The sequence below is a fragment of the Plantactinospora sp. ZYX-F-223 genome (assembly GCF_039649625.1).
Classification (GTDB): domain Bacteria; phylum Actinomycetota; class Actinomycetes; order Mycobacteriales; family Micromonosporaceae; genus Plantactinospora.
In genome coordinates, this window is record NZ_JBDJAV010000002.1 from 194,033 (window position 1) to 220,165 (window position 26,133).

A 26,133-nucleotide genomic window follows, 5' to 3' on the forward strand; every position below is an offset into this window, starting at 1 on the left:
GGAGGCGGAGAATGCGCGACGTCGAACTGGCCGGGGACGGCCGTCGGGTGGTGGTGATCGCGGTCGAGCCCGGCGAGGAGGCGGTGGCCACCGTCAACGAGGTGGCCCGGCGCCGGGGCATCCGCGCGGCGCAGGTGACCGCGGTGGGCGGGTTCGCCAGCGCCGAGGTCGGCTACTTCGACCGGCCGGCCCGGGACTACCTGCGGATACCGGTACCGGAGCAGGTCGAGGTGCTCTCCCTGGTCGGCGACATCGCCGAACTGCACGGCGAGCCGGCGTTGCACGTGCACGCGGTGCTCGGCCGCCGGGACGGCGGTACGGTCGGCGGCCACCTGCTGCGCGGCGAGGTGTGGCCCACCCTGGAGGTGGTGGTCACCGAGGTCGCGGCGGGGCTGGCCAAGCGGGTCGACCCGGAGACCGGGGTGGCGATGTTGACCGGCACGGCGTACGGCTGACCGGCGTACCGCTCCGGCCGCCGCCGCGACCGGAGGGATCGCTTGTGGACGATCAATAGCATCGGTGCCATCCGACGGGTACCGGCGGCGAAACGCCGGTCCCGTCACGACGGAGAGGACACCGATGCGAGATTCCGAGTTTGTCGACACGAGGATTCCAAGGCCCGGCGGTGCGGCGCTGTCCCGCCGGAACATGCTTCGCGCCGGAGCGGTCGCGGCCGGTGGCGCGGTGCTGGCCGGTACCGCTGCCCAGCCGGCCCAGGCGGCACCACGCGGAAGCCGGACGCCGGTCCGGGCCCGGGCGCTGGTCGCCGGTGACCGGGTCCGGGTGGTGTCGCCGGGCAGCACCCCGGACCCCACCCTGATGGCCCGGGGGATCGAGATCCTGCGCGGCTGGGGCCTGGAGGTGGAGCTCGGCCAGCACGTCTACACCCGGTACGGCTATCTCGCCGGCACCGACGCGCAGCGGCTCGCCGACCTGAACGACGCGCTGACCGACCCCGGGGTGCGGGCCGTCTTCGCCGCCCGGGGCGGCTACGGCACTCAGCGGATCGTGGACCGGATGGACCTCTCCGGCCTGCGTAGCGACCCGAAGGTGGTGGTCGGGTTCAGCGACATCACCAGCATCCACGGCCGGCTGTGGCGGGAGGCCGGTCTGGTCAGCTTCTACGGTCCGATGGTCAACTGGTCGGACGGTCGCACCGGCCCGGAGTCCGCCGAGGCGTTGCGCCGGGCGGTGATGAGCACCGACCCGGTCACCATTACCCGCGATCCGGCCGAGACCGCTGCCTCGGTCATGGTGCCGGGCCGGGCCACGGGCCGGCTGCTCGGCGGTTGCCTGACCCTGCTCTCCACCTCGCTGGGCGCGAAGGACTCCCCGGACCTCGACGGGGCGATCCTGTTCTTCGAGGACGTGGACGAGGCGCCGTACAGCTACGACATGATGTTGACCGAGCTGCGCCGGGTGGGCGTGCTGGGTCGGGTCGCCGGGGTGGTGATCGGGCAGATCACCAACAGCGTCGGCGAACCGGGGGAGTGGGACGCGGCGGCGGTGCTCAAGGACCGCCTCTACGACCTCGGCGTACCGGTGCTGGGCGGGCTCCGCCTCGGGCACGGCAACGGGCAGCTCACCATCCCACTCGGGGCCCGGGCCACAATCGACGCCGAGGCCGGGACGCTGACCGTGGAGGCGGGCGTCCGGTAGCCGGCCCGCGGCGGCCGGGTGGGGGTCGTCCTCGGGGAGTGCGGGAGTGTCCGAGGGCGACCACCACCGACGGCGGGTCCGGGAGTCCGGCCGCCAGGGCCTGGATCAAATTCCTGGCCGGGCTGCTGACCTACTGGCTGGGGGTGGTGAAGGTCACCGTTTCGGAGGGGGTGGAGTAGCTGCCCGCCTGGTCGACCGCGCGTACGTAGACCTCGTACGTGTTGCCGGGGGAGACGGCGAACGTGACGGTCCGTACGTCCGCGGCGGGGTTCGGGACGCCGAGGGCGCTGCCGTTGACGTACGTGAAGTACCGGGAGATCGGGAAGTCGCCCGGTGTCGAGGCCGTCCACGACAACGTCGCGGAGGTCGGGGTGAGCGTGGTGACGGTCAGGTCGGACGGCGGGGACGGCGGCACCGACGGGACGGTGGTGACGGTGCCGCGTGCGGACGGGGCCGAGCGCGGCGTGCCGTCGGTGTAGCGGACGACGACAATGAACGTGTAGCTCGCGCCTGGCCTGAGCCCGGTGAGCTGGACGCTGGTCGTCGACGGGCCCGTGCTCGCCCGGATCTGGATCGGCTGGGTCGGGGTTGCGGGCGGGACGATCAGGTCGTAGCCGGCGATCCGTTCAATGGCGACCGCCGTCGGTCGCCAGGAGACCGTCGCGGTGGTGGCGGTGACGTCGGTCGCCACCGGCGGGCCGGGCACAATTTCGCTTGGCAGGGTCGTGATGGTCACGGGGGCCGAGGCCGGCCCGCGGAGGCCGCTGGTGTCCCGTGCCCGCACGTACAGCTCGTAGGTCGTGGCCGGGCGCAACCCGCCGATCGACACGAAGACCCACGCGCTGGTCGTGGTGGCGACCAGCTGGTCCGGGTAGATCCAGCCCAGTCGGCGGGCGTAGAGCTCGTACACCGCGATCGGGTTGGTGCCCGCGGCGGCCGGCATCCAGGCCAGGTCGACGGTGGTGGCGGAGAGGAACTGCGTGCCGGCGGCCTGCGGGGCGCCGGGAGGGGTAACCGGTACGCTCGCCTGTGCCGGCGCGGGTCCGGAGGTCACCAGCACGAAGGCGAGCGCGACGCTGAGTAGATGCCTGTGGCGCATTCCAACATGCTCCGCCGTCCAATGAAGACTGTCAATGTATGCGCTCAAGCCTTGGCGTCGACTCCGACGCACGCCCTAGAGCCGGCCGTCCGGGTAGCGGGTCAGGTAGCCGCCCATGGTCCGGAAGTAGTCGGTGGCGGCGTGCTCCTGGCCGTCGTCGGTGCGTACCCGGGTGATGGCCAGGCCCGGCCGGTGCCCGCGACGCGCGTCGGCGCCGGCCACGATCACCACGCCGTCGCCCTCGCGGTAGAAGATTCGGCCGGGCGTGCCGCCGTAGCGGCCCTCGGAGACCCGGGCCGCCAGGATCCGCAGTCGCGCGCCGTCGTGGTGGGTGAAGGCGTTCGGGTACGGGTCGGACTGCGCCCGCACCAGCCGCTCGATCTCCTCGGCCGGCCAGTTCCAGTCGATCCGGCTCTCCTCGATCGAGCGCTTGTGGAAGAAGCTCGCCTTCGAGCGGTCCTGTGGGGTCCAGTCGGTGCGGCCGGAGGCGATCAGCGCCAGTCCGTCCACGGTGATCGGGCCGAACAGCTCCAGCGTGCGGTGGAACAGGTCGGTCGTGGTGTCGGTCGGGCCGACCGGTATCGCGCGTTGCAGCACGATGTCGCCGGCGTCGAGGGTCTCGTCCATCAGGTGCGCGGTGACCCCGACCTCGCGCTCGCCGTTGAGCAGTGCCCAGATCAGCGGGCTGAACCCGGCGTACGCCGGCAGCAGCGAGTCGTGCACGTTCAGCGTCCCGTACGGCGGCAGGTTGAAGATCTCCGGCGGGATCCAGGTACGCCAGTTGGTCGCCACGATCACGTCGGGTGCCGCCTGCCGGAGCCGCTCCATCAGCTCGGGATCACCGGGTCGCTTGCGCAGCAGCACCGGTACCTCGTGCTTCTCGGCCAGTTCGGCCACCGAGTCGTCCCAGATCTTCTCGTACGCGTGCTCGCTGCGCGGATGCGTGACGACCAGGGTCACCTCGTGCTCGGAGTCCAGTAGCGCCTGTAGGGTGCGGTGCCCCCAGGTCTGGTAGCCGAACATCACAACCCGCATCGACGGTCTCCTCTTCGGTCGGTTCGGCTCGCCCCGGTAGCACGCCCGGCTGGCTCCCGTCGGGCGTTTTGTTTCCGCAGGTTCGCACTGGTCAGGTGGTCCATATTGTTCTTGACCATGGTGTAGGTTAGCCTAACCTAAATGCCACGGATGGTCGACCGTCCGCGCCAGCCGCACCGGGTCCGTACGGGATCCAGTCCTCCACCACGCCGCCGACCGGCCGGCAGACTGATGGGACAGGTATGTCACGAACCAATCGCAGCGACGATCCCCAGGTCCACGACCTCCTCGGCATCGGCTTCGGTCCGTCGAACCTCGCCCTGGCCATCGCCATCCGCGAGGCCGCCGCCGGCCCTGGCCGGATCGACAGCGCGGTCTTCCTGGAGCGCCAGCCCAGCTTCGGCTGGCACCGCGGGATGCTGCTCGACGACGCCACCATGCAGGTGTCGTTCCTCAAGGACCTGGTGACGCTGCGCAACCCGGCCAGCGGGTTCAGCTTTCTCTGCTACCTACAGAGCCGGGGTCGGCTGATCGACTTCATCAACCACAAGAACCTCTTCCCGTCCCGGGTCGAGTTCCACGACTACCTGGAGTGGGCGGCGGCCCAGGTCGATGACATGGTCCGGTACGGGCACGACGTGGTCGACGTGCGCCCGGTCTGGCGGGACGGCGAACTCGACCACTACGAGGTACTGGCCCAGGCCGGCCCCTGCTCCGCCGCCCCGGTCAGCTACCGGGCCCGCAACCTGGTGCTGGGGGTGGGACTGCGGCCGTACCTGCCGGACGGGATCACCCTGGACACCCGGGTCTGGCACAGCCGCGACCTGCTGCCCAACCTGCGCGGCCTGGTCCCGTCGGACCCGTCCCGGTTCGTCGTGGTCGGCGCGGGGCAGAGCGCGGCCGAGGCCGTCGACCACCTGCACCGGGAGTTCCCCGCCGCCGAGGTCTGCGCGGTCTTCTCCCGGTACGGCTACAGCCCGGCCGACGACAGTTCCTTCGCCAACCGGATCTTCGACCCGGCGGCCGTGCAGGAATACTTCACCGCCCCGACGGAGGTGAAGGAGATGATGCTCGCCTACCACGGCAACACCAACTACTCCGTGGTCGACCAGGAACTCATCGACGAGCTGTACCGGCGCGTCTATCAGGAAAAGGTACGCGGCGTCGAGCGGCTCCGGATCCTCAACCTGTCCCGGCTGGTCGAGACGGTCCGTACCCCCGACGGGGTGCGGATGGTGGTGGAGTCCCTGGTCACCAACGAGAAGACGGTGCTCGACACCGACGTGGCGGTCTTCGCCACCGGATACCGGCCGGTCGACCCGTTCGACCTGCTCGGTGAGGCGGCGCAGGTGTGCCTGCGAGACGACGCCGGGCGGGCACTGGTCGACCGCGACTACCGGCTGCGGACCCGCCCGGAGGTCCGGGCCGGCATCTACCTCCAGGGCGGCACCGAGCACAGCCATGGCATCTCCTCCTCGCTGCTCTCCAACACCGCCATCCGGGCCGCCGAGATCCTCGGCTCGATCTGCGCCCGCTCCGCCGACCCGGCACTCGACCGCGAACCCGAGTACGCCGGCGCGCCCGGCTCCGCCTGACTCCGCTGACTCGCCGGCCGTTCCCGTCGCCGGTGCGCGGCGGACGGTCGGCGGATGTTCGGGGCTGTCCGCGGTCGGCGGGTGTTCGGGGCTGTCCGCGGTCGGCGGACGGTCGGCGGATGTTCGCCGGCAGGTAGCCGGGAGCGGGTCCGGGGTTCACCTGCCCCGGTAACCCTGCGCGGATGCGGGAGAGCCTCTCACCGGCCCGACTGCGCTGGCTGGGGCTGCTCGGCAGCGCGCTGATGGCCGCCAGCGCCCACCTCGCCGGCTCGGCCGCCGACCGGGGGCCGGGCTGGGCGGCCGGCGTCGGGCTGTGGCTGGTCGGCGCCGGTGGACTGGCCGCCGTCTGGTGGCGACTGCGCACCGTCGCCGCGCCGGGCTGGCTGCTGGGTACCGGTGCGCTCTGGGCGGTGCCACTGCTGCTGGCACCGCCACTGGGCAGCTCCGATGTCTACGCGTACGCCTGCCAGGGCGAGATCGTCCGGGCCGGGCTCGACCCGTACGCCGTGGGGCCGGACGCGCTGCCGTGCCAGTGGCTGAACTGGGTCGCGCCGAGCTGGCGGGACACGCCCGCGCCGTACGGCTCCCTCTGGCTGCTCGTCGAGAGGTTCGCCGCGAGCGTGTCGGCCGGCAGCCTGCCGCTGGCCGTCACGGTGTTGCGGCTGGTGGCGATCGTCGGCCTCCTGCTGGCCACCGCCGCCGGTGCCCGGCTGGCCCGGCACTGCGACGGGAACCCGGCCCGGGTGGTCTGGCTCGGCGCGATCGGCCCGCTGCCGCTGGTACACGTCGTCTCCGGGGCGCACAACGACGCCCTGCTCGCCGGCCTGGTCGTACTCGGACTGCTGGCCGCGGTCGAGCTGCGTACCGCGGTCGGCCGGCTGGCCCTTGCCGGCGCCGCGTTCGGGGCCGCTGCCTCGGTCAAGGCCACCGCGCTGGTGGCGGTACCGTTCGCGCTCGCGGTCGTACCCTGGGCGCGCACCGGCCGGCGTCGCGTCGCGGCCGGTGCCGTCCTGACCGGCGCGACCCTCGGCACCGTCCTGCTGCTGGCCGGCGTGACCGGGCACGGCCTCGGCTTCGTCCGGAGCTGGCCGGCGACCGCCGGCAGCGTGCAGTGGTCGTCGATCCCGACCGGGGTCGGGATGGCGGTCGGCTACGGGCTACGCGCGGCGGGCCGGCCCGAGGCGTTCGGCGGCGCCGTCGAGGTCGCCCGGTCGCTGGGGCTGGCGGCGCTCGGCGCCGTCCTGCTGCTCGCCTGGCGCCGGGCGCTGCGCGGCGGCGTCGCGGTCGCCGTACCGGCGGCGGGGGTGGCACTGCTCGCCACCGCGCTGCTCGGCCCGGTCTTCTACGCCTGGTACGCCCTCGCCGGGGTCGCCGTGCTGGCCGCCGCACCCCGGGGGCGGCTGAGTGCGCTGCTCGACGCGGGCTCCGCCGGATTGGTCTTCCTCACCCTGCCGGACAGCCTCGGCCTGGTCACCAAGACCAAGGTCCCCGGCGCGCTGCTCGACCTGGCCCTGGTCGGCTGGCTGCTGAGCCGATGGGCGTGGCGGAGGCCGACCGATCCGGCCGGGCGTTCCCGGATGCCGGTCGGGCGGTCGGGGGAGTTGGCGGGGCGTTCACGTCTGGCGCCCGGACGTTCACGGATGCTGGCAAGGCGCTCACGGATGGTGCTCGGGCGCTTCCGGGGGCTGGCAAGGCGTTCGCGGGTGTCGCTCGGCCGGGTCGACGAGTGGCGGCGGCGCCGGGCCCGTGCCGTCATCGGACAATGGCGGTCGCCGGTGTAGCCGGTTGCCCGCCGTTCACCTCGGCAGGGCACCCTTCCGGGGTGACCGCCGACGTGATTCCGGCCGCCGGCCCACCCGCCGTGCCGCCCACGGCCGCGCGCCGCGGCTATCTGGCCGTCGAGTACGCGCTGATCTTCTTCGGCGCGGTGCTCGGCTATGTGCTGGCCGGGACCCCGGGCAGCCCGATCCCGCCGTTGTTGCTGCTGGCCGGGCTCGCCGCCGGCTATCTGTGGCGACGCCCGGACTTCGACCGGCGGAGTTGGTGGGGCCGGGCCGCGCTGCGTGCCGAGTGGATCCCGATGCTCCGGCTCTGGACGGTCACCGCCGTACTGGCGGTCGCGGCACTGGCCGTGCTCGCCCCGGAACGACTCTTCGAGTTGCCCCGGCAGTCGCCGCTGCTCTGGGGCGCGATCGTGCTCTTCTACCCGCTCTTCTCCGTCTATCCGCAGGAGCTGATCTTCCGGGCATTCCTGATGCACCGGTACGCCCCGGTCTTCGGCTCCGGGCGCTGGCTGGTGGCGGCCAGTGCCGTGGCGTTCGGGTTCGTCCACCTGATCTTCGGCAACGTCCTGTCGGTGCTGCTCACCCTGGCCGGCGGCTGGCTCTTCGCCCGTCGTTACCAGCGCACCGGCTCGCTGCTGGTCGCCTCGGTCGAACACGCCCTGTACGGGCTGCTGGTCTTCACGGTCGGGCTGGGTGACTTCTTCTATCACGGGGCGACGTAGTCGCCGGCCGCGCCGGTCAGCCGGCGGTGGTCGATGAATCCGGATCCGACGTGTGGTCCGGTTCCGTTGCCCGTTCCTCGGTGCCGCCCTGCTGCGGATCCGCTTCGGCGGGAGTCGGTTCGGCGCGGCGGTTCCACTCGAAGGTGACCTTCATGTGTGCCTCGCCGGTGGTCTCGGCAACCACGAAACCACCCTTCGCGGCAACCTTGAGACCGAATTCGATCGCCACCCGGTCGGCTCCGCCAGCGTCGCGGGCCCGTGCGGCCGCGCTCTGGGCGAGCCGGTGGAACCGGTCGAACGCCTCGCCGAACGTCTCCGACAGCCGGGCGACCACCTCGCGGGGACGACCGGCCGGCGCGACTCCGGTGACCTGGTGGGTCACCTCGACCAGCACCGTGCTGTCGTCGTCGACCGGAATCTCCACGTAGTAGGTCATTGCCCTCCTCACCGGTCGACGAACTGCGGCCGGCCCAGTCTAGTGGCGCATCACCGCCATTTCGGACCGTAGGGGAAGCCGTTGAGCGGGCGCCGCCGACCTGGCCGCCTTGTCCGACGTCGATACCCTCGGAGGTCCAGTTCGGAACGGTCCAGTTCAGCAGTGGTCCAGTTCGCCAGCGGGAGGCCGGTCGATGCCCCACCTCACTCCGTCGGACATACGCAGCGTCGCCTTCCGGAAGCCGGCGTTCGGTCGACGCGGATACGACGAGCAGGACGTCGACGAGTTCCTCGACCAGGTCGAGAGCACCATTTCCGCACTGACGGAGGAGTTGACGGCCCTGCGTGGGCAATCGACATCCGCCGTCGCGCCGGCCGCGGCCCCGGCCGGCGTGGGCGTCGAGCCGCAGGTCGCGATCCTCGCCCAACTCGAAGAGATCAGGGCCCGGCTCACCCGGATCGAGGCTGCTGTCGCGGGTGGCGGCCCGAGGTCGCCGTTCGGCGATCCGATGTTCCGAAGTTGACCCGGCCAGTGGTGTGTCGGCGGTCGTCCAGCCGTCGCCAGGAGATCTGATGCCGCGAGTGCACTCGTACACCCGCCGGGACGGCACCCGGGTCAGGGGACACTACCGCTCCCGTACGCGGCGCTCGCGCCCCCGCCGCTCGTACTCTCGGCAACGTCGGGGCGGCAAGTCGGCGCCGGACCGGTCGGGCTGGTGGCTCGCCGGGGTGCTCGGCACGCTGGTGCTGGCCTGGCTGGTCGTCGACTTCGTGCAGCGGCACCCGGTCTGGGCGGTCGTCATCGCGGTGGGCCTGGTCGCGGCCGGTGCCGGAGTGCTGACCCTGCTGGTCCGGGCGCGACTGCGCGAGGAGACCGAGGCGGCGGTACGCGCCCGGCGCGTCGAGGCGACCGACACGATGACCGGCGCGGAGTTCGAACGGTGGGTGGCGGCCCTGATGAGCCGCTCGGGCTTCGCCCGGGTGACGGTCTGCGGCGGTGCGGCCGACCGGGGTGCGGACATTACCGCCATCGCCCCGGACGGCCGGCGGGTGGTCGTGCAGTGCAAGCGGCACAGCCCGACGAACCGGGTCGGCAGCGCGGCGATCCAGCGCTTCGCCGGCACCTGCCGGAGCATCCACCGGGGCGAGATCTGCGTGATCGTCACCAACGGGTTCTTCGCCGCCGGCGACGGGCTGCGGCTGGCCCGCGAGCTGGGGATCGGACTGGTGGACCGGTCGGCGCTGGGGGAGTGGGCGTACACCGGCCTGCCACCCGCCTCGCTGGCGCAGTGATCGCTTGATCCGCTGGCTCTGGCGGAGTCGCCGGCGCCGTCCGGTCCGGTGTACGCCTCCTCACGATCACCTACCTGGTGCCCCGGCAGGAGTGGCTCGGGCGCGACGACGTCGCCCTGCACTTCGTGCTTGACATGGAGGGCACCTTCGGCGGAATGCGCGAGGTCGGCGAACTGGCGGTCCGGGGCGAGCTACGGCGACGATCGGCCGCCGCTACACCCTCGACGAGGGTGTCCGGGCGTGCGTCGACTTCGCCCGCCGGCACAACACCGGCAAGCTGGTCGTCACGACCTGACCGTCAGGCCGGCCGGGCCAGGTGGGTACGCAGCACCTCGCCCAGCGGCTCCCGGCGTACGCAGGCGTCGAAGGCGAACGAGGCGGCCAGCCGTTCGGCCTCGTCCGGGTCGACTCCCTCGAAGCAGCGGCCGAACTCGCCGACCAGCGGCTCGGCGAGCAGGATGTTCCGGACCAGCAGGTTGATCCAGGCCCGGCGCCCCCACGGGTACGGGTGGAAGTCCGGAAACTCCCGCTCGAAGAGTTCCTCGATCGGGTCGAGGATGTGCCGGACCTCCCGGTCGACTCCGCCCCACGCGTCGGAGCCGAGCCGGGCCTTCTTCGCCGCCACGGGTGCGATCCGCTGCCGGTAGGGGCTCTGCTCGGCCGCGTACACCAGGCCCTGCAACCCGATGTCCTTGTACGTCCAGAGCGCCCAACTCGCGCCGTGTTCGGCGTAGATCTCGAGCTGGTCGGTGAGCAGCCGCAGCCGGGAGGCGTCGCGTTCCGGTTCACCGGTGTAGACCGGGCCGAACTCGCCGATCCAGATCGGTGTCCCGGTGCGGCGCATGAACTCGGTGCGGCGCAGGAAGGTGCGCTGCACGGCCGCCCGGTCGAAGTACTCGCCCCGGGTGGTGCCGGGATATTCACTGCCGGCGGCGATCCCGGGCAGCGCGTAGTCGTGCGCCGTGTAGACCGTGTTCGGGTACGGCTCGGTGAAGGCCGAGAAGTCGGTGGAGTAGCGGTTGCCGTCCAGGAAGAGTATGTGCCGGTCGTCGACCTCGCGGAGGGCCCGGACCAGCCGGTCGTAGAACGGCCCGATCACCTCACCTGAGGCGTCGGCCGGCTCGTTGACCGGGTTGTATCCGGCGACCACGGGATTGTCCCGGTAGCGGTCGGCGATCGCCTGCCACAGGTGCACCACCCGGTCCTGGAAGTGCCGGTGGGTCCAGAAGTGTGCCCAGTGCGTCGGGTTGTCGCTGTGCCAGTTCTGGTTCTGGTAGCCGGGCACGGCGTGCAGGTCGAGGATGACGTGCAGGCCGGCGTCCGCGCAGAGCCCGACGATCCGGTCCAGCCATCCGAATCCGTCCGGCTTGAGCAGGAACGGCTGGTCGTCGTCCTCGAAGTGGCGGTAGCTGAATGGTACGCGTACCGAGTTGAGGCCGAGCGAGGCCAGATAACCGGCGTCCTCGGCGGCGAAGAAGTCGGTCAGGAACCGGTCGAAGTACCGCTGGTAACCCTCCGGGCCGAGGGCGCGGCGCAGGGCCTTGCGCTGCTGCGACTCGGTGCCGGGATAGCCGGTGATGAAGTTCTCCATGTTGAGCCAGCCGCCGAGGCCGACCCCGGTGAGCCGGACGGTCCGCCCGGTCGCGTCGGCCAGCCGGTCGCCGTCGACCCCGATCCAGCCCGGTTCGGTCACCGTTCCCACCGCCTACGCGCGTCCGGCCGGTACCGGTCCGGTGCTGTCCCGGACCAGCAGCCGGGGTTGGAAGTGCACGTCGTGCCCGGCCGGCCCGCCGCCCAGCAGCGCCCAGAGCCGGTCCCAGGCCTGCCGGCCGAGTTCGTTGCGGGGGATCGAGGCGGTGGTCAGCGGCGGGGTGGTGTAGCGGGCGAACGGGATGTCGTCGAAGCCGGTCACCGAGAGGTCCCTCGGCACCCCGATGCCCAGCTCGTGCAGGCCGCTGAGCGCGCCGAACGCCACCATGTCGTTGAACGCGACCACGGCGGTCGCGCCGCTGCGCAGCACGGCCCGGGCCGCCGCGTGCCCGTCGTCGAAGGTGGCGCCGCAGGGCAGTTCGGTGAGCGCGCAGACCGGTTCGGCGGCGCAGGTGGCCCGGAGTGCGGCCTGCCGCTCCCGATTGGACGTGCTGGCCGTCGGGCCGGCCAGGTAGACGATCCGGCGGTGGCCGAGGGACCGCAGGTGGGCCACGATCGCGGCGATCCCCGCCGCGTAGTCGACCGAGAGCGACGGCACGTTGCTGCCCGGCAGGTCCCGGTTGACCAGGACGAGCGGGGCGAGCCGGTCGCTGAGGGCCCGCAGCTCGGCCTCCGGTACCCGGGGCGAGGCCAGCACCAGCCCGTCGGAGCGGCGCCGCGCCTCCACCGCCAGGATCGCCTCCTCGGCGACGTTCTCGTTGGACTCGGCGACCAGCAGCCGGTGACCCCGGGTGGCGGCGGCGTGGCTGAGCCCGCGCAGTACGTCCTGGAACATCGGGTTGGACAGGTCCGGCACGATCAGCGACACCGTGCTGGTACGCCCCAGCGCCAGGCTGCGGGCGACCAGGCTGGGCTCGTAGTTCAGCGCCTCGGCGGCGGCGCGGACCCGGGCGGCGAGGTCGGCCGCCACGGTCGGGCTGCCGTTCATCACCCGGGAGACGGTCGCCCGGGAGACTCCGGCGGCCTCGGCGACCCGGCCGATCGTGGCCGAGGGGCGGTCCGACCGGGCGGATCTGCGGCGCCCCGGTCGCGATCCGCCGGTCGGTTGGTCGGCCGACTGCCCGGTGCGGCGGTCTCCGGTCAGGCTCATCTCGAATCTCCCAAGGGTGGCCGCCGTGCCGACCGTCCGGTAAGGACGCCGCGCGGCGGGCTGTCGTCGATGCCCTCGTGACCACCTCGTGGGGACCGAAGATACCGGCTACCCGATCTTGGAAGCAACCGGTTTCTCCGATCCGAGCGGGAGTTGTGTCAGGTCGTTCGCACGGCTGGTCAGCTGATGTTCGATGCGTTGACAGTTGATGTTGGCTTTGTTAGAAACTGGTTACTCAGCCCGGATGCGGGCCCTGCGGGCAAGGCGGGCATGACGGGGCGTGACAGGCACGCGCCGCGGCTCCACTCGCGACACATCTCCCCGAAGGGTGCTCTGATGAGCGATCGCACGGGCAGACCTACCGCACGGTCCGGGTCGCGCCGCCGGGAGACCCGGGTGGCGTACGGCTTCCTGACGCCGTGGATCGTCGGGATGGTCGTGTTCACCATCGGGCCGATCCTGGCCTCGCTCTATCTCTCCTTCACCGACTACACCCTGCTCAGTCCGCCGGAGTGGCTGGGGATGGAGAACTACCGGCGGATGCTGGAGGATTCCCGGCTGCACAAGTCGCTGCTGGTCACCTTCCAGTACGTCTTCGTCTCCGTACCGTTGCAGCTTGCCCTGGCCCTCGGCCTGGCCATGCTGCTCAACCGGGGCGTACGCGGGCTGCCCATCTACCGTTCGGTCTACTACCTGCCGTCGCTGCTGGCCGGAAGCGTCTCCATCGCGATCCTCTGGCGGCAGATCTTCGGCAGCGAGGGGCTGATCAACCAGTTGCTCGCCAAGGTTGGTGTCGAGGGTGTGAGCTGGGTGTCCCATCCGGACTACGCGCTCGGCACCCTGGTCGTGCTGAACGCCTGGACGTTCGGTGCGCCGATGGTGATCTTCCTGGCCGGGCTCCGCCAGATCCCGAGCATGTACTACGAGGCGGCCTCGGTCGACGGCGCCGGCGCGGTCTCGCAGTTCTTCCGGATCACCATCCCGCTGCTCACCCCGATCATCTTCTTCAACCTGATCCTCCAGATGATCGGCGCCTTCCAGAGCTTCACCCAGGCGTTCGTGGTCAGCGGCGGCAGCGGCGGCCCGGCCGACTCCACCCTGCTCTACACGCTCTACCTCTACGAGCGCGGCTTCGGCTCGTTCGAGATGGGCTACGCGTCCGCGCTGGCCTGGACGCTGCTGGTCATCATCGCCGTGCTGACCGGCGTCAACTTCCTCTTCGCCAAGCGATGGGTGTTCTACGGTGACTGACCTGACCACCACCGCCGGGGCCAGCGTGCGGCCGGCGGCCCGCGCCGACCCGCCCGCGCGGCGGATCTCCAAACACGCCCTGCTGATCGTCTTCGGCGTGGTGATGATCTATCCGCTGCTCTGGATGGTCTCCAGCTCGGTGAAGCCGACCGAGCTCATCTTCCGGGACCCGTCGATCTGGCCCCGCGAGTTCGACCTCGGCAACTACACCGGCGGCTGGACGGCGCTGGAGCACCCGTTCCAGCACTACCTGTGGAACTCGGCGGTGATCGCGATCGCCTCGATCGTCGGCAACCTGCTCTCCTGCTCGCTCGCGGCGTACGCGTTCGCCCGGCTGGAGTTCCGGGGCCGGCGGGTCCTCTTCGCCGCGATGCTCGCCACGATGATGCTGCCGATCCACGTGCTGATCGTGCCGCAGTACGTCCTCTTCTCGCAGCTCGACTGGATCAACACCAGCCTGCCGCTGATCGTGCCGAAGTTCCTCGCCACGGACGCCTTCTTCATCTTCCTGATGGTGCAGTTCATCCGCTCCCTGCCCAGGGAGCTGGACGAGGCGGCCCGGATGGACGGCTGCGGGCACGTGCGGATCTACTGGCGGATCATCATGCCGCTCTCCGTACCGGCGCTGGCCACCTCGGCGCTGTTCACCTTCATCTGGACCTGGAACGACTTCTTCAGCCAACTCATCTTCCTGACCAACCCCGACCTCTACACCGTCCCGGTCGCGCTCCGGTCCTTCATGGACGGCCAGGGCGAGACCGCCTGGGGCCAGCTCTTTGCCATGTCCATCGTCGGACTGGCGCCGATCTTCGGTTTTTTCCTCGCCGGCCAGCGTTATCTGACGCAGGGGCTGGCTACGACCGGCCTCAAGTGAACCGTTCCAACCCACCGCTTCGCACACCCACCGTCAGCGAAGGAGTTCCGATGAGAGCCACATCCGTCCGGACCCGCCTGGGCACCGTCGCCGTCTCCGCCACCCTGCTGCTCTCGGTCGCCGCCTGTGGCGACTCCGGGGGCGACGGCGGGCCCGTGGAGTTGCGGTTCTCCTGGTGGGGGAACAACGACCGGGCGCAGGCCACCCAGAAGGTGATCGACGCCTTCCAGGCGCAGAACCCGGACATCAAGGTCACGGGCTCGTCGTCCGACTTCAACGCGTACTTCGACAAGCTCGCCACCGAGGTCGCGGCGGGCGATGCGCCGGACGTCATCACGCTGGGCGGCGCCTACCCCCGGGAGTACGGCGACCGGGGCGCGCTGCTCGACCTGGCCCGGGTGCAGAACGAGCTGAAGACCGACAAGATCGACGCCGCCGCGCTCGGCAACGGGCGCTTCGAGGAGAAGCAGTACGGCGTGCCGACCGGGGTCAACACCTTCGCGCTGGTGGTCAACCCGGCCGTCTTCGCCAAGGCCGGCGTACCGCTGCCGGACGACAGCACGTGGACCTGGGAGGACTTCGCCCGGATCGCCCGGGAGATCTCGGCGAAGTCGCCGAAGGGCACTTACGGGGCGGCCGACCCGAGCAGCGCCGACATGTTCGACCTCTACTCCCGGCAGCGCGGCGAGGGGCTGTACACCCCGGACGGCAAGGTCGCGATCAGCCGGGACACCATCACCGAGTGGTGGACGATGACCCTCGGGCTGCGCGACTCCGGCGCCACCCCGCCGGCCTCGGTCACCACCGAACTGGAGGGCCAGCCGGCCCCGGAGCAGACGCTGATGGGTCGAGGGCTGGCCGGGATGCAGTTCGACTGGAGCAACCAGCTCGGCTCGCTGCGCAAGGCGTCCGGACAGCCGCTGGAGTTGCTGCGGGCACCGGGGGAGGGCGCCCAGAAGCCGGGGATGTGGTTGCAGGCCTCGCAGATCTACACCATCAACGCCCGTACCGAACACCCGAAGGAGGCGGCGAAGTTCGTCGACTTCCTGGTCAACAGCCCGGAGGCCGGAAAGATCATCCTGACCGACCGGGGCATCCCGGCCAACTCCGAGGTGCTCGCGGCGGTGGTGCCGGCGCTCAACCCGGACCAGTCCGCCCAGGCGAAGTTCATCGAGCGGGTCACCCCGCAGGTGGGTCCGCCGCTGGTGATCGGGCCGACCGGCTCCACCGACACCCGGCTCATCCTGCAACGGCTCAACGCCGAGGTGCTCTTCGACCGGAAGTCCCCGGCCGACGCGGCGGAGGAGTTCGTCAAGCAGGTGGAGGCGGCGATCGGCAAGTGACCCCGGACCGGAACGGGGACGACGGCCGGCTGGCGGAGCGGGGCGGGCCCCGGATCGACCGCCGGGCCCTCGTCGACCGGCACGCGGTCGAGCTGACCGGCATCCTGCCGGAGTCCCCGCTCTCGGTCGGCAACGGGGAGTTCTGCTACACCGTCGACGTCACCGGGTTGCAGACCTTTCCGGAGCACTACCCGGTGCACAACCCCGGCGGCACCGGCACGCCCGGTACGCTGCTCGGCACCCAGGCACAGTGGGGCTGGCACAGCCTGCCGGCCGGGCGGGCGTACGACCTGGCGGAGACCTGCCGGGCCTATCCGACGCCGCGCGGCCCGGTCGAGTACGTCGACATGCGCGGCACGCTCTCCGGCAGCGGCGAGGCCCCGGAGTCGCCGGCCGAGTCCTGGCTGCGCGGCAACCCGCACCGGCTCGACCTGGGCCGGATCGGGCTGGTCTGGACGGCCCGCTCGGCCGGCTCCGGGATCAGCACCCGGGCAGCCGAGCCGGCCGAGCTGACCGACCCGCACCAGCGACTCGACCTGTGGACCGGCACCATCACCAGCCGGTTCCGCCTGGCCGGCAGCCCGGTCCAGGTGCACACGGTCTGCCATCCGGACCGCGACGTCCTCGCCGTACGCGTCTCCTCGGCGCTGCTCGCCGAGGGCCTCGCGGTGCGGATCGCCTTCCCGTACGGCTCACCGGAGTGGAGCAACGCCGCCGACTGGTCCCGCCCGCAGGCGCACTCCTCCACGCTGCGCCCGACCCCGGACGGGGCGGTGCTGCGCCGGCTGCTCGACGACACCGCGTACTCGGTCGGGATCGCGCTGCCGGACGGCGCCCGGATCCTGCACGTCGGCCGGCACGAGTTCCTGGTCAGCACCGGGCTGGCCGCCGTCGAGCTGGTCGTCGCGTTCGCGCCCGGCGCCGGTTCGGTCGCCGGCACCGCGCTGCCGTCGTTTTCCGAGGTGGCGGCCGCGTCCGCCCGGCACTGGCCGGAGTTCTGGCGCGGCGGTGGCGCGGTCGAACTGGCCGACAGCCGGGACGAGCGGGCGGGCGAGCTGGAACGGCGGGTGGTGCTCTCCCAGTACCTGACCGCGGTGCACTGCGCCGGCACGCTGCCCCCGCAGGAGACCGGCCTGATGGTGAACTCCTGGCGCGGCCGGTTCCACCTGGAGATGCACTGGTGGCATGGGGCGCACTTCCCGCTCTGGGGCCGTCCCGGCCTGCTGGAACGCAGCCTCGGCTGGTACGCCGGCATCCTGCCCCGGGCCCGGGAGACCGCCCGCCGGCAGGGCTGTGCCGGTGCCCGCTGGCCCAAGCAGGTCGGCCCGGACGGCCGGGAGAGTCCCAGCCCGATCGGGCCGTTCCTGCTCTGGCAGCAGCCGCACCCGATCTTCCTCGCCGAGCTGGTCCGGCGTACCAGCACCGACCCGGAGGCAGCGTTGCGCAGGTACGCCGACGTCGTCCTCGACACGGCGGCCTTCATGGCCGACCACCCGGTCCGGGGCGAGCGCGGCTACCAGCTCGGCCCGCCGCTGGTCCCGGCCCAGGAGTCGTACGCCGAGATCCGGGAGACCCTCACCAACCCCACCTTCGAGCTGGCGTACTGGTGCTGGGGGCTGCGGATCGCGCAGTCCTGGCGGGTGCTGCTCGGCCTGCCGCCGGAGCCGTCCTGGGAGAAGGTCGCCGCCAACCTGGTCCGGCCGCACGTCCGGGACGGGGTCTACGCCGCCGTCGACGTGCCGCCGTACACGGTGCGGGACGACCACCCGTCGATGCTGTACGCGCTCGGCCTCGTGCCACCCACCGAGCTGGTCGACCCGGAGGTCATGCGGGCCACCCTGCACGGGGTACTGGCCGACTGGGACTGGCCGTCGACCTGGGGGTGGGACTATCCGGCCATCGCGATGACCGCGACCCGGCTGGGCGAGCCGCACACCGCCGTCGACGCGCTGCTGCGACCCGAACCGAAGAACGGCTACCTGCCCAACGGGCACAACCGGCAGACCGCCGCGCTGCCGGTCTATCTGCCCGGCAACGGTGGACTGCTGGCCGCCGTCGCGCTGATGGCCCGGGGCTCGGACGCGGACGCCGGCCGGCCGACCCCCGGCTTTCCCGACGACGGAAGCTGGACGGTCCGGCACGAGGGGCTGCACCCGATGCCCTGACCGACCAGCCTCAGCCGGCGGCCGGCCCGATGGTGACCTCGCTGGACGCCCTGACCGGCTCAGCCGGCGCCCGGCCCGATGGTGAACTCGCTGATCCGCACGCCGGCACCGAGCCGCAGGTACACGTCCCGAACCCCGGCCGTGCCGGCCAGCGCCGCCTGCACGGTGGTGTACGCGTACCGGTCGCCGGTGTTGGGCACGGTGGCTCGGCCCAGCAGCGGACCGGTCGGGGAGTCGAGGCGTACCTCGATGGTCCCGTCGCCCGGCGCGGGCCTTGCGGCCCGGACGGTGAGGGTGCGCGAGCGGGCGTCGAGGGCCGTACCGGTGAACGCGATCCAGCCGCCGGAGCCGGCACCCTCGACGGCGGTGCCGCGTACCTTCGTCTCGTCCACCAGCAGGATTCCGGCGTAGTCGTCGAAGTTCTCCGCCCGGGTCGGCCGGGACAGGTCCCGGGGCGGAATCGTCTCGCCGCGCACCCGCAGCGTGCCGCGCTGCCGGACGTCGGTGGCGGAGGCGCCGACCAGCAGGTCGTGCTCGGCGGACTCGACCACCCAGCGGTCCCGGGTCACGTCCCAGTGTCCCAGCTCGGTCGCCCGGACGGCGAACGTCACCCGCCGGGTCTGGCCGGGGGCGAGGGTCACCCGCCCGAAGGCGCGGAGCTGCCGCAGCGGCATCCGGTCCCGGGAGGTGCGTTGCCGGGTGTAGAGCTGCACCACCTCGTCACCGGTCCGCCGGCCGGTGTTGGTCACCTCGACCGTCACCGTCACCGAGTCGTCCGGCCCGGCCGACGGCGCGCTCACCCGCAGGTTCGCATACCGGAAGCGGGTGTAGGACAGGCCGTGCCCGAACGGGAAGAGCGGCTCGCCCCGGTGGTAGAGGTAGGTCTGCCCGGACCGGATGATGTCGTAGTCGCGCAGGTCCGGCGGGAGGTCGGCGTCGGCGCCCGGCCAGGTCTGGCTGAGCCGCCCGCCCGGGTTGCGGTCGCCGAAGAGCGTGCCCGCCAGTGCCCGGCCGGTCTCCGGCCCGGCGTGGGTGGTCCAGAGCAGCGTCGCCGGCTCGGCCGCCAGGGTCACCGGATAGCTGGTCTCCAGCACCACCGCGGTGCCCGGGTTGGCCGCGGTGACCGCCTCGACCAGCGCGGACTGGCTGGCACCGAGCGCCAGGCTGCGCCGGTCGGCGTTCTCCCGCCCGTAGACCAGCGGATGGCTGCCGACCACGACCACCACCGCGTCGGCCCGGGCGGCCGCCGCGGCGGCGGTGGCGGCGCCGCTTTCCACCACCTCCCGGGCGAACCGGGCGGCGGCCGCGCGGTCGCCGGTGCCGACCGCGCCGTCCGGGGACACCGTCAGATACCGACCGGGGTACGGCCACCAGCTCTCGTTGGTCTCGTAGCCCGCGTACCGGATCAGGTACGTCCCGTCCGGCTCCCGTTCCAGCGCGAACTGCTGCGGTACGAACCATCCGCCGATCTCCGTCTCGGCGGTGTGGTACGGCCCCCAGTTGCCGGCCAGGTAGCGCCCGTTGCCGGCGTTGCGCAGCGTGCTGACGTCGCCCGCCCAGTCGTTCTGGTCCCACTGTGCGGTCGTTGCAGGCGGACCGGCCGCCGCGACGACGTTCTGCCCGGGGGCGGTGCCGGTGGCGGTCAAATACCGCCCGGTCGCCAGGTCGCGCAGGGCCACCCGGTCGAGCGCCTCGACGCCGGTGACCACCACTCGGTCGCCGAGCCGCTCCCGGATCCCGGCCAGCGGTGTCACCCGGTACGGCAGGGCGCCGCCGTACCAGTCGCCGTGCAGTGCGTCGTGCAGCGGGCCGATCACGGCGACGTTCCGGACCCGGGTCGGGTCCACCGGCAGGGTGCCGGCCGAGTTGCGCAGCAGCACGATGGCCCGCTCCGCCGCCTCCCGGTTCAGGCGCCGGTGCGCGGGGCTGCCGATCACCTCCGGGCCGATGTGCGCGTACGGGCCGCCGTCCGGGTCGAAGTGCCCGAGCCGGAGCCGGATCGACAGCACCCGCCGCACCGAGGCGTCCACGTCGGCGACGGTGAGCAGCCCTCGGTCGAGCGCGGCGCGCAGGGTCGCCACCATCGGCCCGGGCTGGCCGTCGTCGACGGTGAAGCTGTCCAGCCCGGCCTTGAGCATTGCCGCGTACGCCTCGGTCTCGTCGGCGTAGTAGCCCTGGAGCTGGGTCAGCGCGTGCGGGGCCCAGGCGTCGCTGACGTGGTAGAGGTCGCGGTCGGTCCACGACCGGATCACCTCGGCGAAGTCCGGGTTGACGTGGCTCGGTCGGCCGTTGACCAGGTTGTAGCCGGCCATCACCCCGGTGGCGGCGTCGGCCGCGATCGCCGGACGGAAGGCCGGGTCCTCGTATTCGTGCCGCAGCCGTGGTCGCAGGTTGGCCGACGTCAGGCTCCGGTCCGTCTCCCGGTTGTACGCCGCGTAGTGCTTCAGCACCGGCGCGGTCTTGAGCCGCTCGGGATCGTCCCCGCTCAGACCCCGTCCGTACGCGGTGGCGATCACGCCGGTCAGCAGCGGGTCCTCGGAGTAGCCCTCCTCGTTCTTGCCCCACCGGGGGTCCCGCAGCAGGTTCACCACCGGCGCCCAGACCTGGAGGCCCCAGACGTCCGGGTCGGCGGCGTGGTGGCCGCGCACCTCGTCGCCGACGGCCGAGCCGATCCGTCGGACCAGGTCCGGATCCCAGGTGCTGGCCAGGCCGAGCGCCTGCGGGAAGACCGTGGCCTCGGTGGCGGTCACCACGTTCCAGTCGTCGTCGACGTCGTTGGACCAGGCCACCCCGTGCAGGGCCTCGGTGCCGGTCTTGAAATAGCCGACGCCCAGCCGGGGGATGGCCGGTTGCGACTGGTGCAGCAGGGCGAGCTTCTCGTCCAGGGTCAGCCGGCCGAGAAGGTCGTCGATCCGTTGCCCGTCGGGCAGCCGAGGGTCCTGGAAGGGAAACCGGCCGGCCGGGTCCGCGGTGCCGGTCCCGGCCGTGACCACCATGCTGAGCAGCACCGCCAGCAGTGCCGCCGCGCCGCTGCGGACGAGCCGACGCCCGCCGGTGCCGCGTCCCATGCCTTCCCCGTCTCGCCCCATGCCTTCCCCGTCCATTGTGCTCGTCCGGGACGACTTTGTTTAATATCCCAACGATCTCATCATCGATGGGACTGGGGAAGGGGAGGAACCGATGAAGAAGTTCGCCACCCGGATCGCGGTACTCGCGGTCGTCGGGACCGGCGCGGCGGTCGGAGTCACCGCCGTACCGGCGCAGGCCGCACAGGCCCGGCCGTGCAGCGCCGACGGTCTCAGCCTGTACGGCCGCTACCCGGTCGACCACGACCAGCGGGTCTACCAGTGCGTGCCGGACCCGTTCACCCCGCGCTGGGTGCTCTCCGAGACCTGCCCGGCGGGGACCCAACCGGCGACCACGCTCACGCCGTACTACCCCGGCAGCAACACCGGGCCGTACCTCGCGACGACGACCTGCGCCAGCGACTGAACCCTTTCCACCTGGACCGCGCGGCGCCCCCGCACCGCGTCCGACCTTGCGGCCCAAGGCAAGGGAGGTGGAAAGGCTCGCTGAACCGTCGCCGCTGACGCGGGCGGTGGTCGCCGGAGCCTCGTGGACGGTCGAGCCAGGACCGGTCAGGCGCCGGCGGCCACCGGCATCAGCGGCCGGGGGTGGTGCCGGCTGGTCGGGATCACCAGCGGTGTGCCGGTCAGCGGGTCGACGCTCACCTCGCACCGCACGTCGAATACCTCGTCGACCAGTTCGGCGGTGACCACACTCGACGGTTCACCCTGCGCGACGATCCGGCCACCCTTCATCGCGATCACGTGGTCGGCGTACCGGCACGCCTGGTTGAGGTCGTGCAGCACCATCACCACGGTCCGGCCGTCCCGCCGGTTCAGGTCCACCACCAGGTCGAGTACGTCGATCTGGTGCGACAGGTCCAGGAAGGTGGTCGGCTCGTCCAGCAGCAGCACTGGGGTCTGCTGGGCCACCGCCATGGCGATCCAGGCCCGTTGCCGCTGCCCGCCGGAGAGTTCGTCCACCGGCCGGTCGGCCAGCTCGGTGACCCCGGTCGCGGCGAGCGCCTCGGTCACCGCCCGCTCGTCCTCCGGCGACCACTGCCGCCACCAGGTCTGGTGCGGCGAGCGGCCCCGGCCGACCAGGTCGAGCACGGTCAGGCCGTCCGGCGCGACCGGTGCCTGCGGCAGGATCCCCACCTGCCGGGCCACCTGCCGGGTGGGCAGGGAGTGGATGGCCCGGCCGTCGAGCTGGACGCTGCCGGCCGCCGGGTTGAGCAGCCGGGCCAGCGCCCGGAGCAGGGTGGACTTGCCGCAGGCGTTGGCGCCGACGATCACGCTGATCCGGCCCGCCGGTATCACCAGGTCGAGGTCGTCGACGACCACCCGCTCGCCGTACGCCAGGCGCAGCCGCTCGGCCCGCAGCTCGGGGTGCCCGGCCGCGCTCGGCGGCGGGGCATCGAGCGCGGCGTCGGTGATGGTCAGGTCCACGGTCATCGTCAGCCTCCAGAACCGGCGCGGTTGGCCCGGACGAGCAGCCAGAGCAGGAACGCCGCGCCGAGCGCCCCGGTGACCACGCCGACCGGCAGGTCGACGTCCGGGATGATCCAGCGGGCCACCAGGTCGCTGGCCGAGACCATCAACGCCCCGGTCAGCGCGGACGCCAGCAGTGGCGGCGCGGAGAGCCCCACCAGCCGCTGGGCGATCTGAGGTGCGGCCAGTGCCACGAACAGCACCGGCCCGGTGGCGGCGGTGGCGAACGCGACCATCGCGACGCCGACGACCACCAGGCAGAGCCGGGCCAGTTGCACGGGTGTGCCCAGCCCCCGGGCCACCTCGTCGCCGAGGTGCAGGGTGCGGGTCCACCGCCCGAGCAGCATCCCGGCGGGCAGCAGCACCAGCACCGCCACGGAGAGCGGACCCACGGTCTCCCAGCCGCGACCGCTGAGGTTGCCGACCAGCCAGCCGAGCGCCGCCTGTGCCTCGGCGAGTTGGGCCCGGGTCAGCAGGTAGTCGGTGGCGCTGGCGCACATCCAGGAGACGGCGATGCCGACCAGCACGATCCGGTAGCCGGTGGCGCCACGCCGCCAGGCCAGCAGGTAGATCAGCGCGGCGGTGACCAGCCCGCCGGCCAGGCCCAGCGCCGGCAGGCTCAGCCCGGCGCCGCCGAGCACGATGGCGGCCACCACGGCGGTGGTGGCACCGGCGTTGATCCCGATCATGTCGGGACTGGCCAGCGGGTTACGGGTGATGGTCTGGAAGATCGCCCCGGAGACGGCGAACGCGGCGCCGGCGAGTACGGCGGTCAGCGCCCGGGGCAGCCGCAGCTCCCGCACGATGAAGACCTGGCCCGGATCGCCGGAACCCCACAGCGCGGGCACCACCCGCAACGGGCTGACCGGGTAGTCGCCGGTGGCGATGCCGACGCAGAAGACCACGAACGCCAGTGCGAGGAGCCCGAGGCAGCAGATCAGCAGCCGTGCCCGGAGTACGCCGGAGACCGGTGGCCGGCCGAGCCGGAAGGCGGTACGCCCGCCGGTGCGGCGCAGGTCGAGGAGGGTCACGCAGATCAGAGCTCCGCGAGCCGGCGGCGCCGGACCAGCATGATGAAGAACGGGCCGCCGATGAACGCGGCGATGATGCCGACGCCGACCTCGCTGGGCCGGGCGACGACCCGACCGACGATGTCGGCCAGCAGCAGCAGGCTCGGTGCGAGCACCATGGTGAACGGCAGTAGCCAGCGATGGTTCGGGCCGGTGATCAGCCGGGCCACGTGCGGCACCACCAGACCCACGAAGACGATCGACCCGGCGACCGCGACCGCGGCCCCGGCGAGCAGGGTCACCGCCAGGGTGCCCTGCAGGCGTACCAGTCCGACCCGGCGGCCCAGCGCGGCCGCGACGTCGTCGCCGAGGGCGAGGCTGTTCAGCGCCGGGGCGGCGGCCAGCGCGAGTACGGTGCCGGCGGCCAGGAACGGCAGCAGTTGGCCGATGGTGCCGAAGTCCGGCCCGGAGAGCGAGCCGGCCGCCCAGAACCGGTAGCGGTTGAGCGCCTCCGGGTCGCGCAGCACGACCGCGCTGGTCACCGAGTTGAGCAGGAAGGTGATCGCGATGCCGGCCAGCGCCACCTTGACCGGGGTGGAGCCGCCCCGGCCGAGCCCGCCGAGCAGGTAGACCACCACGCTGGCCAGCAGGGCACCGGCGAAGGCGAACCAGATGTAGCCGTAGAGGGTGGCGATGCCGAACCAGGCGATCGCGACGACGATGCCGAGCGCGGCACCGGCGCTGACGCCGAGCAGGCCGGGATCGGCGAGCGGGTTGCGGGTCAGCCCCTGCATCAGGGCGCCGGAGAGGCCCAGTGCCATCCCGACCAGCAGGCCGAGCACGGTGCGCGGCAGGCGTACGCCCCAGACGATCGCCTCGATCTGCGGGTCGGCGCCGCGCGCCCCGGCCCGGTCGAGGAGGGTCTGCACCACCTGGTCCAGCGGGATCTGCCGGCTGCCCACCGCGACGGAGAGCAGGGACAGGACGATCAGGACGGTCGTGGCGACCAGGAAGAGCCCGACCGGACGCCTGGATCGGTGACCCGTTGCCCGGACGGGCGCGGGTCGGCTCACCGGTGGTGCCTGGTCGGTCGTCACGCGGTCCTCGGGTCTCGTCCGCCGGCGACTCGGGTCTCGTCCGCCGGCAATGTGCAGGGCTTTCGCTTCTTAGGGTAGGTATACCTTAGTTCACGGCTCCGATGGTTGGGGAGGCCCGTTCCGTCGAAGCTGTTGAGGTTAGGTAAGGATTACCTTACTATCACGGTCATCGGAACCGGACGCCGGTGCCGTGCCCGACGTCCAGGCACCGTCGCCGGATGTCCCGCGACCGCACGCCGAACCGGCGCCCGTGCCGGGCCCGCCGAGACGGATGTCCGCCCGACCGCCAGACCGGCGGGGGAACCCGAGAGACCGAAGAGGAGCCGATGTCCACGACACCTGCCCGCGCGATGCGTCCCAGGCCCGTCCGACTCGCGGCGGTGCTGGCCGCCCTCGTACTCGGCCTGGCCGGCTGCGGCGGTGGCGACGACGGCGCCGACCCGGCGCCCTCGGCGAGCGCCGGCGGCACCTTCCCGGTGACGGTCGAGCACAAGTACGGCAGCACCGAGATCACCAAGGCGCCCACCCGGGTGGTCACGCTCGGGCTCAGCGACCAGGACCCGGTGCTCGCCCTCGGCGTCGTGCCGGTCGGTGCGATCGACTGGTTCCTGGAGCGGCCGTACGGCAAGTGGCCATGGGCGCAGCCGTTGTGGGGCAGCACCCCGCCGGAGATCGTCGGTGAGCGGGACGACTACAACCTCGAGAAGATCGCCGCGCTGCGTCCGGATCTGATCATCGGGCTCTACTCCGGGATGACCCAGGAGCAGTACCAGAAGCTCTCCCAGCTCGCCCCGACCGTGGCGCAGCCGAAGGGCTTCGCCGACTACGCCGCGCCGTGGCAGGAGATGACCCGGCAGGCCGGCCGCGCGCTCGGCAAGCCGGAGCAGGCCGACAAGCTGATCGCCGACGTGGACGCCCGGTTCGCCAAGGTCCGGCAGGAACACCCCGGCTTCGCCGGCAAGACCGTGGCGGTGGTCGACCCGTACGAGGCCGGCAAGTACGCGGTATTCGCGCCGAGCGACCCGAAGGTGGTCTTCATGACCCAGCTCGGCTTCACCGTGCCGGACAGCATCGTGCAGGCGGCCGGCAAGGAGTACGCCGCCGAGATCGGCTCCGAGCGGCTCGACCTGGTCGACGTGGACAAGCTGCTCTTCCTCACCTCGGACGCCAGCGCCGAGCCGCGGGTGAAGGCGGACAAGGTCTACGCCACCCTGGACGTGGCGAAGCAGAACCGGGCGGTCTTCCTGCCGTACGAGAACCCGCCGCTCGGCGGTGCGCTCTCGTTCAGCACCGTGCTCAGCGTCCCGTACGCGCTGGACCAGATCCTGCCGCTGCTCGGCGACGGCTGACCGCCGGCCGATCCCCGGCACCCCCCACACCGGACCGTTCCCACCCGCTCGCGAGAGGCGGTACTT

General features: G+C 72.2%; 22 protein-coding genes. 13 read left to right on the plus strand and 9 right to left on the minus strand.

The window, feature by feature from the left end:
• The first annotated feature begins 11 nt into the window (after positions 1-11).
• Positions 12-455, plus strand: coding sequence for a PPC domain-containing DNA-binding protein (locus AAH979_RS03270; RefSeq protein WP_346256477.1), 444 nt, complete (start codon positions 12-14; stop codon positions 453-455).
• A 124-nt stretch (positions 456-579) separates the two neighbouring features.
• Entirely contained in the window at positions 580-1,659 is a 1,080-nt protein-coding gene (locus tag AAH979_RS03275; RefSeq protein ID WP_346256478.1) for an LD-carboxypeptidase, read from the plus strand.
• 130 nt (positions 1,660-1,789) lie between these two features.
• Here the strand turns inward: AAH979_RS03275 and AAH979_RS03280 are convergent, their stop codons facing one another.
• Together AAH979_RS03280 and AAH979_RS03285 are read right to left on the minus strand one after the other, a co-directional pair.
• The gene (locus AAH979_RS03280) at positions 1,790-2,758 is read right to left on the minus strand and encodes a fibronectin type III domain-containing protein (RefSeq protein ID WP_346256479.1); all 969 of its coding nucleotides are present in this window, start codon (positions 2,756-2,758) and stop codon (positions 1,790-1,792) included.
• A 75-nt stretch (positions 2,759-2,833) separates the two neighbouring features.
• Positions 2,834-3,793 carry a methionyl-tRNA formyltransferase gene (locus AAH979_RS03285; RefSeq protein ID WP_346256480.1) on the minus strand — a complete coding sequence of 320 codons (960 nt, stop codon included), beginning with the start codon at positions 3,791-3,793 and terminating at the stop codon, positions 2,834-2,836.
• Between the two features lie 242 nt (positions 3,794-4,035).
• On the opposite strand from AAH979_RS03285, the gene AAH979_RS03290 reads away from it, so the two are divergent.
• The 3 genes from AAH979_RS03290 (at position 4,036) to AAH979_RS03300 (ending at position 7,894) form a co-directional block, all read left to right on the plus strand.
• On the plus strand, positions 4,036-5,388 hold the full coding sequence (locus AAH979_RS03290) for a lysine N(6)-hydroxylase/L-ornithine N(5)-oxygenase family protein (RefSeq protein WP_346256481.1): 1,353 nt from the start codon (positions 4,036-4,038) through the stop codon (positions 5,386-5,388).
• A 182-nt stretch (positions 5,389-5,570) separates the two neighbouring features.
• Positions 5,571-7,169 carry a polyprenol phosphomannose-dependent alpha 1,6 mannosyltransferase MptB gene (mptB, locus tag AAH979_RS03295; RefSeq protein WP_346256482.1) on the plus strand — a complete coding sequence of 533 codons (1,599 nt, stop codon included), beginning with the start codon at positions 5,571-5,573 and terminating at the stop codon, positions 7,167-7,169.
• Positions 7,170-7,210: 41 nt separating this feature from the next.
• A complete protein-coding gene (locus AAH979_RS03300; RefSeq protein WP_346256483.1) occupies positions 7,211-7,894 on the plus strand; it encodes a CPBP family intramembrane glutamic endopeptidase in 684 nt (227 codons plus the stop codon).
• A gap of 16 nt (positions 7,895-7,910) precedes the next feature.
• Here AAH979_RS03300 and AAH979_RS03305 read toward each other — a convergent pair whose 3' ends face one another.
• A complete protein-coding gene (locus tag AAH979_RS03305) occupies positions 7,911-8,330 on the minus strand; it encodes a CU044_2847 family protein (RefSeq protein ID WP_346256484.1) in 420 nt (139 codons plus the stop codon).
• Positions 8,331-8,523: 193 nt separating this feature from the next.
• On the opposite strand from AAH979_RS03305, the gene AAH979_RS03310 reads away from it, so the two are divergent.
• On the plus strand, positions 8,524-8,853 hold the full coding sequence (locus AAH979_RS03310) for a DivIVA domain-containing protein (RefSeq protein ID WP_346256485.1): 330 nt from the start codon (positions 8,524-8,526) through the stop codon (positions 8,851-8,853).
• Between the two features lie 49 nt (positions 8,854-8,902).
• Positions 8,903-9,622 (plus strand): restriction endonuclease, encoded by a 720-nt coding sequence (locus tag AAH979_RS03315; RefSeq protein WP_346256486.1) that lies wholly within the window; start codon positions 8,903-8,905, stop codon positions 9,620-9,622.
• A gap of 298 nt (positions 9,623-9,920) precedes the next feature.
• On the opposite strand, the gene AAH979_RS03320 is transcribed toward AAH979_RS03315, so the two are convergent.
• Entirely contained in the window at positions 9,921-11,315 is a 1,395-nt protein-coding gene (locus AAH979_RS03320; protein ID WP_346256487.1) for a cellulase family glycosylhydrolase, read from the minus strand.
• 12 nt (positions 11,316-11,327) lie between these two features.
• Positions 11,328-12,422, minus strand: a complete 1,095-nt coding sequence (locus AAH979_RS03325; protein WP_346256488.1) for a LacI family DNA-binding transcriptional regulator — start codon at positions 12,420-12,422, stop codon at positions 11,328-11,330.
• Positions 12,423-12,758: 336 nt separating this feature from the next.
• Between AAH979_RS03325 and AAH979_RS03330 the strand changes: the two genes are divergently transcribed.
• Genes AAH979_RS03330 through AAH979_RS03345 form a run of 4 tightly spaced genes read left to right on the plus strand, consistent with a single transcriptional unit; the run spans position 12,759 to position 18,055 of the window.
• Positions 12,759-13,673 (plus strand): sugar ABC transporter permease, encoded by a 915-nt coding sequence (locus AAH979_RS03330; RefSeq protein ID WP_346256489.1) that lies wholly within the window; start codon positions 12,759-12,761, stop codon positions 13,671-13,673.
• Entirely contained in the window at positions 13,666-14,547 is an 882-nt protein-coding gene (locus tag AAH979_RS03335; protein WP_346256490.1) for a carbohydrate ABC transporter permease, read from the plus strand. Before AAH979_RS03330 ends, AAH979_RS03335 begins: the two co-directional genes overlap by 8 nt.
• A gap of 50 nt (positions 14,548-14,597) precedes the next feature.
• On the plus strand, positions 14,598-15,890 hold the full coding sequence (locus AAH979_RS03340) for a sugar ABC transporter substrate-binding protein (protein WP_346256491.1): 1,293 nt from the start codon (positions 14,598-14,600) through the stop codon (positions 15,888-15,890).
• Positions 15,887-18,055: a hypothetical protein gene (locus AAH979_RS03345; protein WP_346256492.1), complete on the plus strand. Its 2,169-nt coding sequence runs from the start codon at positions 15,887-15,889 to the stop codon at positions 18,053-18,055. The genes AAH979_RS03340 and AAH979_RS03345 overlap by 4 nt, the downstream gene beginning before the upstream one ends.
• Positions 18,056-18,114: 59 nt before the next feature.
• On the opposite strand, the gene AAH979_RS03350 is transcribed toward AAH979_RS03345, so the two are convergent.
• Positions 18,115-21,123 carry a glycoside hydrolase family 3 C-terminal domain-containing protein gene (locus AAH979_RS03350; RefSeq protein WP_346256493.1) on the minus strand — a complete coding sequence of 1,003 codons (3,009 nt, stop codon included), beginning with the start codon at positions 21,121-21,123 and terminating at the stop codon, positions 18,115-18,117.
• A gap of 112 nt (positions 21,124-21,235) precedes the next feature.
• Between AAH979_RS03350 and AAH979_RS03355 the strand changes: the two genes are divergently transcribed.
• Positions 21,236-21,547, plus strand: coding sequence for a hypothetical protein (locus AAH979_RS03355; protein WP_346256494.1), 312 nt, complete (start codon positions 21,236-21,238; stop codon positions 21,545-21,547).
• A gap of 146 nt (positions 21,548-21,693) precedes the next feature.
• Here the strand turns inward: AAH979_RS03355 and AAH979_RS03360 are convergent, their stop codons facing one another.
• From AAH979_RS03360 to AAH979_RS03370, 3 genes are read right to left on the minus strand one after another with little or no spacing between them, the layout of a single operon-like run.
• Positions 21,694-22,575 carry an ABC transporter ATP-binding protein gene (locus AAH979_RS03360; RefSeq protein ID WP_346256495.1) on the minus strand — a complete coding sequence of 294 codons (882 nt, stop codon included), beginning with the start codon at positions 22,573-22,575 and terminating at the stop codon, positions 21,694-21,696.
• A gap of 2 nt (positions 22,576-22,577) precedes the next feature.
• Positions 22,578-23,642 (minus strand): iron chelate uptake ABC transporter family permease subunit, encoded by a 1,065-nt coding sequence (locus AAH979_RS03365; protein WP_346256496.1) that lies wholly within the window; start codon positions 23,640-23,642, stop codon positions 22,578-22,580.
• A 5-nt stretch (positions 23,643-23,647) separates the two neighbouring features.
• On the minus strand, positions 23,648-24,694 hold the full coding sequence (locus AAH979_RS03370) for an iron ABC transporter permease (RefSeq protein WP_346256497.1): 1,047 nt from the start codon (positions 24,692-24,694) through the stop codon (positions 23,648-23,650).
• A gap of 350 nt (positions 24,695-25,044) precedes the next feature.
• Here AAH979_RS03370 and AAH979_RS03375 point away from each other — a divergent pair, with 350 nt between their 5' ends.
• Positions 25,045-26,067, plus strand: coding sequence for an iron-siderophore ABC transporter substrate-binding protein (locus tag AAH979_RS03375; protein ID WP_346256498.1), 1,023 nt, complete (start codon positions 25,045-25,047; stop codon positions 26,065-26,067).
• Positions 26,068-26,133: the final 66 nt, after the last annotated feature.

What these genes read in the sequence shown, in the direction of transcription:
- AAH979_RS03315 (WP_346256486.1), top strand. Translation starts at nt 8,903, where the DNA reads ATGCCGCGAGTGCACTCGTACACCCGCCGGGACGGCACCCGGGTCAGG.
- AAH979_RS03305 (WP_346256484.1), bottom strand. Translation starts at nt 8,330, where the DNA reads ATGACCTACTACGTGGAGATTCCGGTCGACGACGACAGCACGGTGCTG.
- AAH979_RS03340 (WP_346256491.1), top strand. Translation starts at nt 14,598, where the DNA reads ATGAGAGCCACATCCGTCCGGACCCGCCTGGGCACCGTCGCCGTCTCC.
- AAH979_RS03330 (WP_346256489.1), top strand. Translation starts at nt 12,759, where the DNA reads ATGAGCGATCGCACGGGCAGACCTACCGCACGGTCCGGGTCGCGCCGC.
- mptB (WP_346256482.1), top strand. Translation starts at nt 5,571, where the DNA reads ATGCGGGAGAGCCTCTCACCGGCCCGACTGCGCTGGCTGGGGCTGCTC.
- AAH979_RS03350 (WP_346256493.1), bottom strand. Translation starts at nt 21,123, where the DNA reads ATGGGACGCGGCACCGGCGGGCGTCGGCTCGTCCGCAGCGGCGCGGCG.
- AAH979_RS03310 (WP_346256485.1), top strand. Translation starts at nt 8,524, where the DNA reads ATGCCCCACCTCACTCCGTCGGACATACGCAGCGTCGCCTTCCGGAAG.
- AAH979_RS03275 (WP_346256478.1), top strand. Translation starts at nt 580, where the DNA reads ATGCGAGATTCCGAGTTTGTCGACACGAGGATTCCAAGGCCCGGCGGT.
- AAH979_RS03280 (WP_346256479.1), bottom strand. Translation starts at nt 2,758, where the DNA reads ATGCGCCACAGGCATCTACTCAGCGTCGCGCTCGCCTTCGTGCTGGTG.
- AAH979_RS03325 (WP_346256488.1), bottom strand. Translation starts at nt 12,422, where the DNA reads ATGAGCCTGACCGGAGACCGCCGCACCGGGCAGTCGGCCGACCAACCG.
- AAH979_RS03285 (WP_346256480.1), bottom strand. Translation starts at nt 3,793, where the DNA reads ATGCGGGTTGTGATGTTCGGCTACCAGACCTGGGGGCACCGCACCCTA.
- AAH979_RS03355 (WP_346256494.1), top strand. Translation starts at nt 21,236, where the DNA reads ATGAAGAAGTTCGCCACCCGGATCGCGGTACTCGCGGTCGTCGGGACC.
- AAH979_RS03270 (WP_346256477.1), top strand. Translation starts at nt 12, where the DNA reads ATGCGCGACGTCGAACTGGCCGGGGACGGCCGTCGGGTGGTGGTGATC.
- AAH979_RS03375 (WP_346256498.1), top strand. Translation starts at nt 25,045, where the DNA reads ATGTCCACGACACCTGCCCGCGCGATGCGTCCCAGGCCCGTCCGACTC.
- AAH979_RS03290 (WP_346256481.1), top strand. Translation starts at nt 4,036, where the DNA reads ATGTCACGAACCAATCGCAGCGACGATCCCCAGGTCCACGACCTCCTC.
- AAH979_RS03360 (WP_346256495.1), bottom strand. Translation starts at nt 22,575, where the DNA reads ATGACCGTGGACCTGACCATCACCGACGCCGCGCTCGATGCCCCGCCG.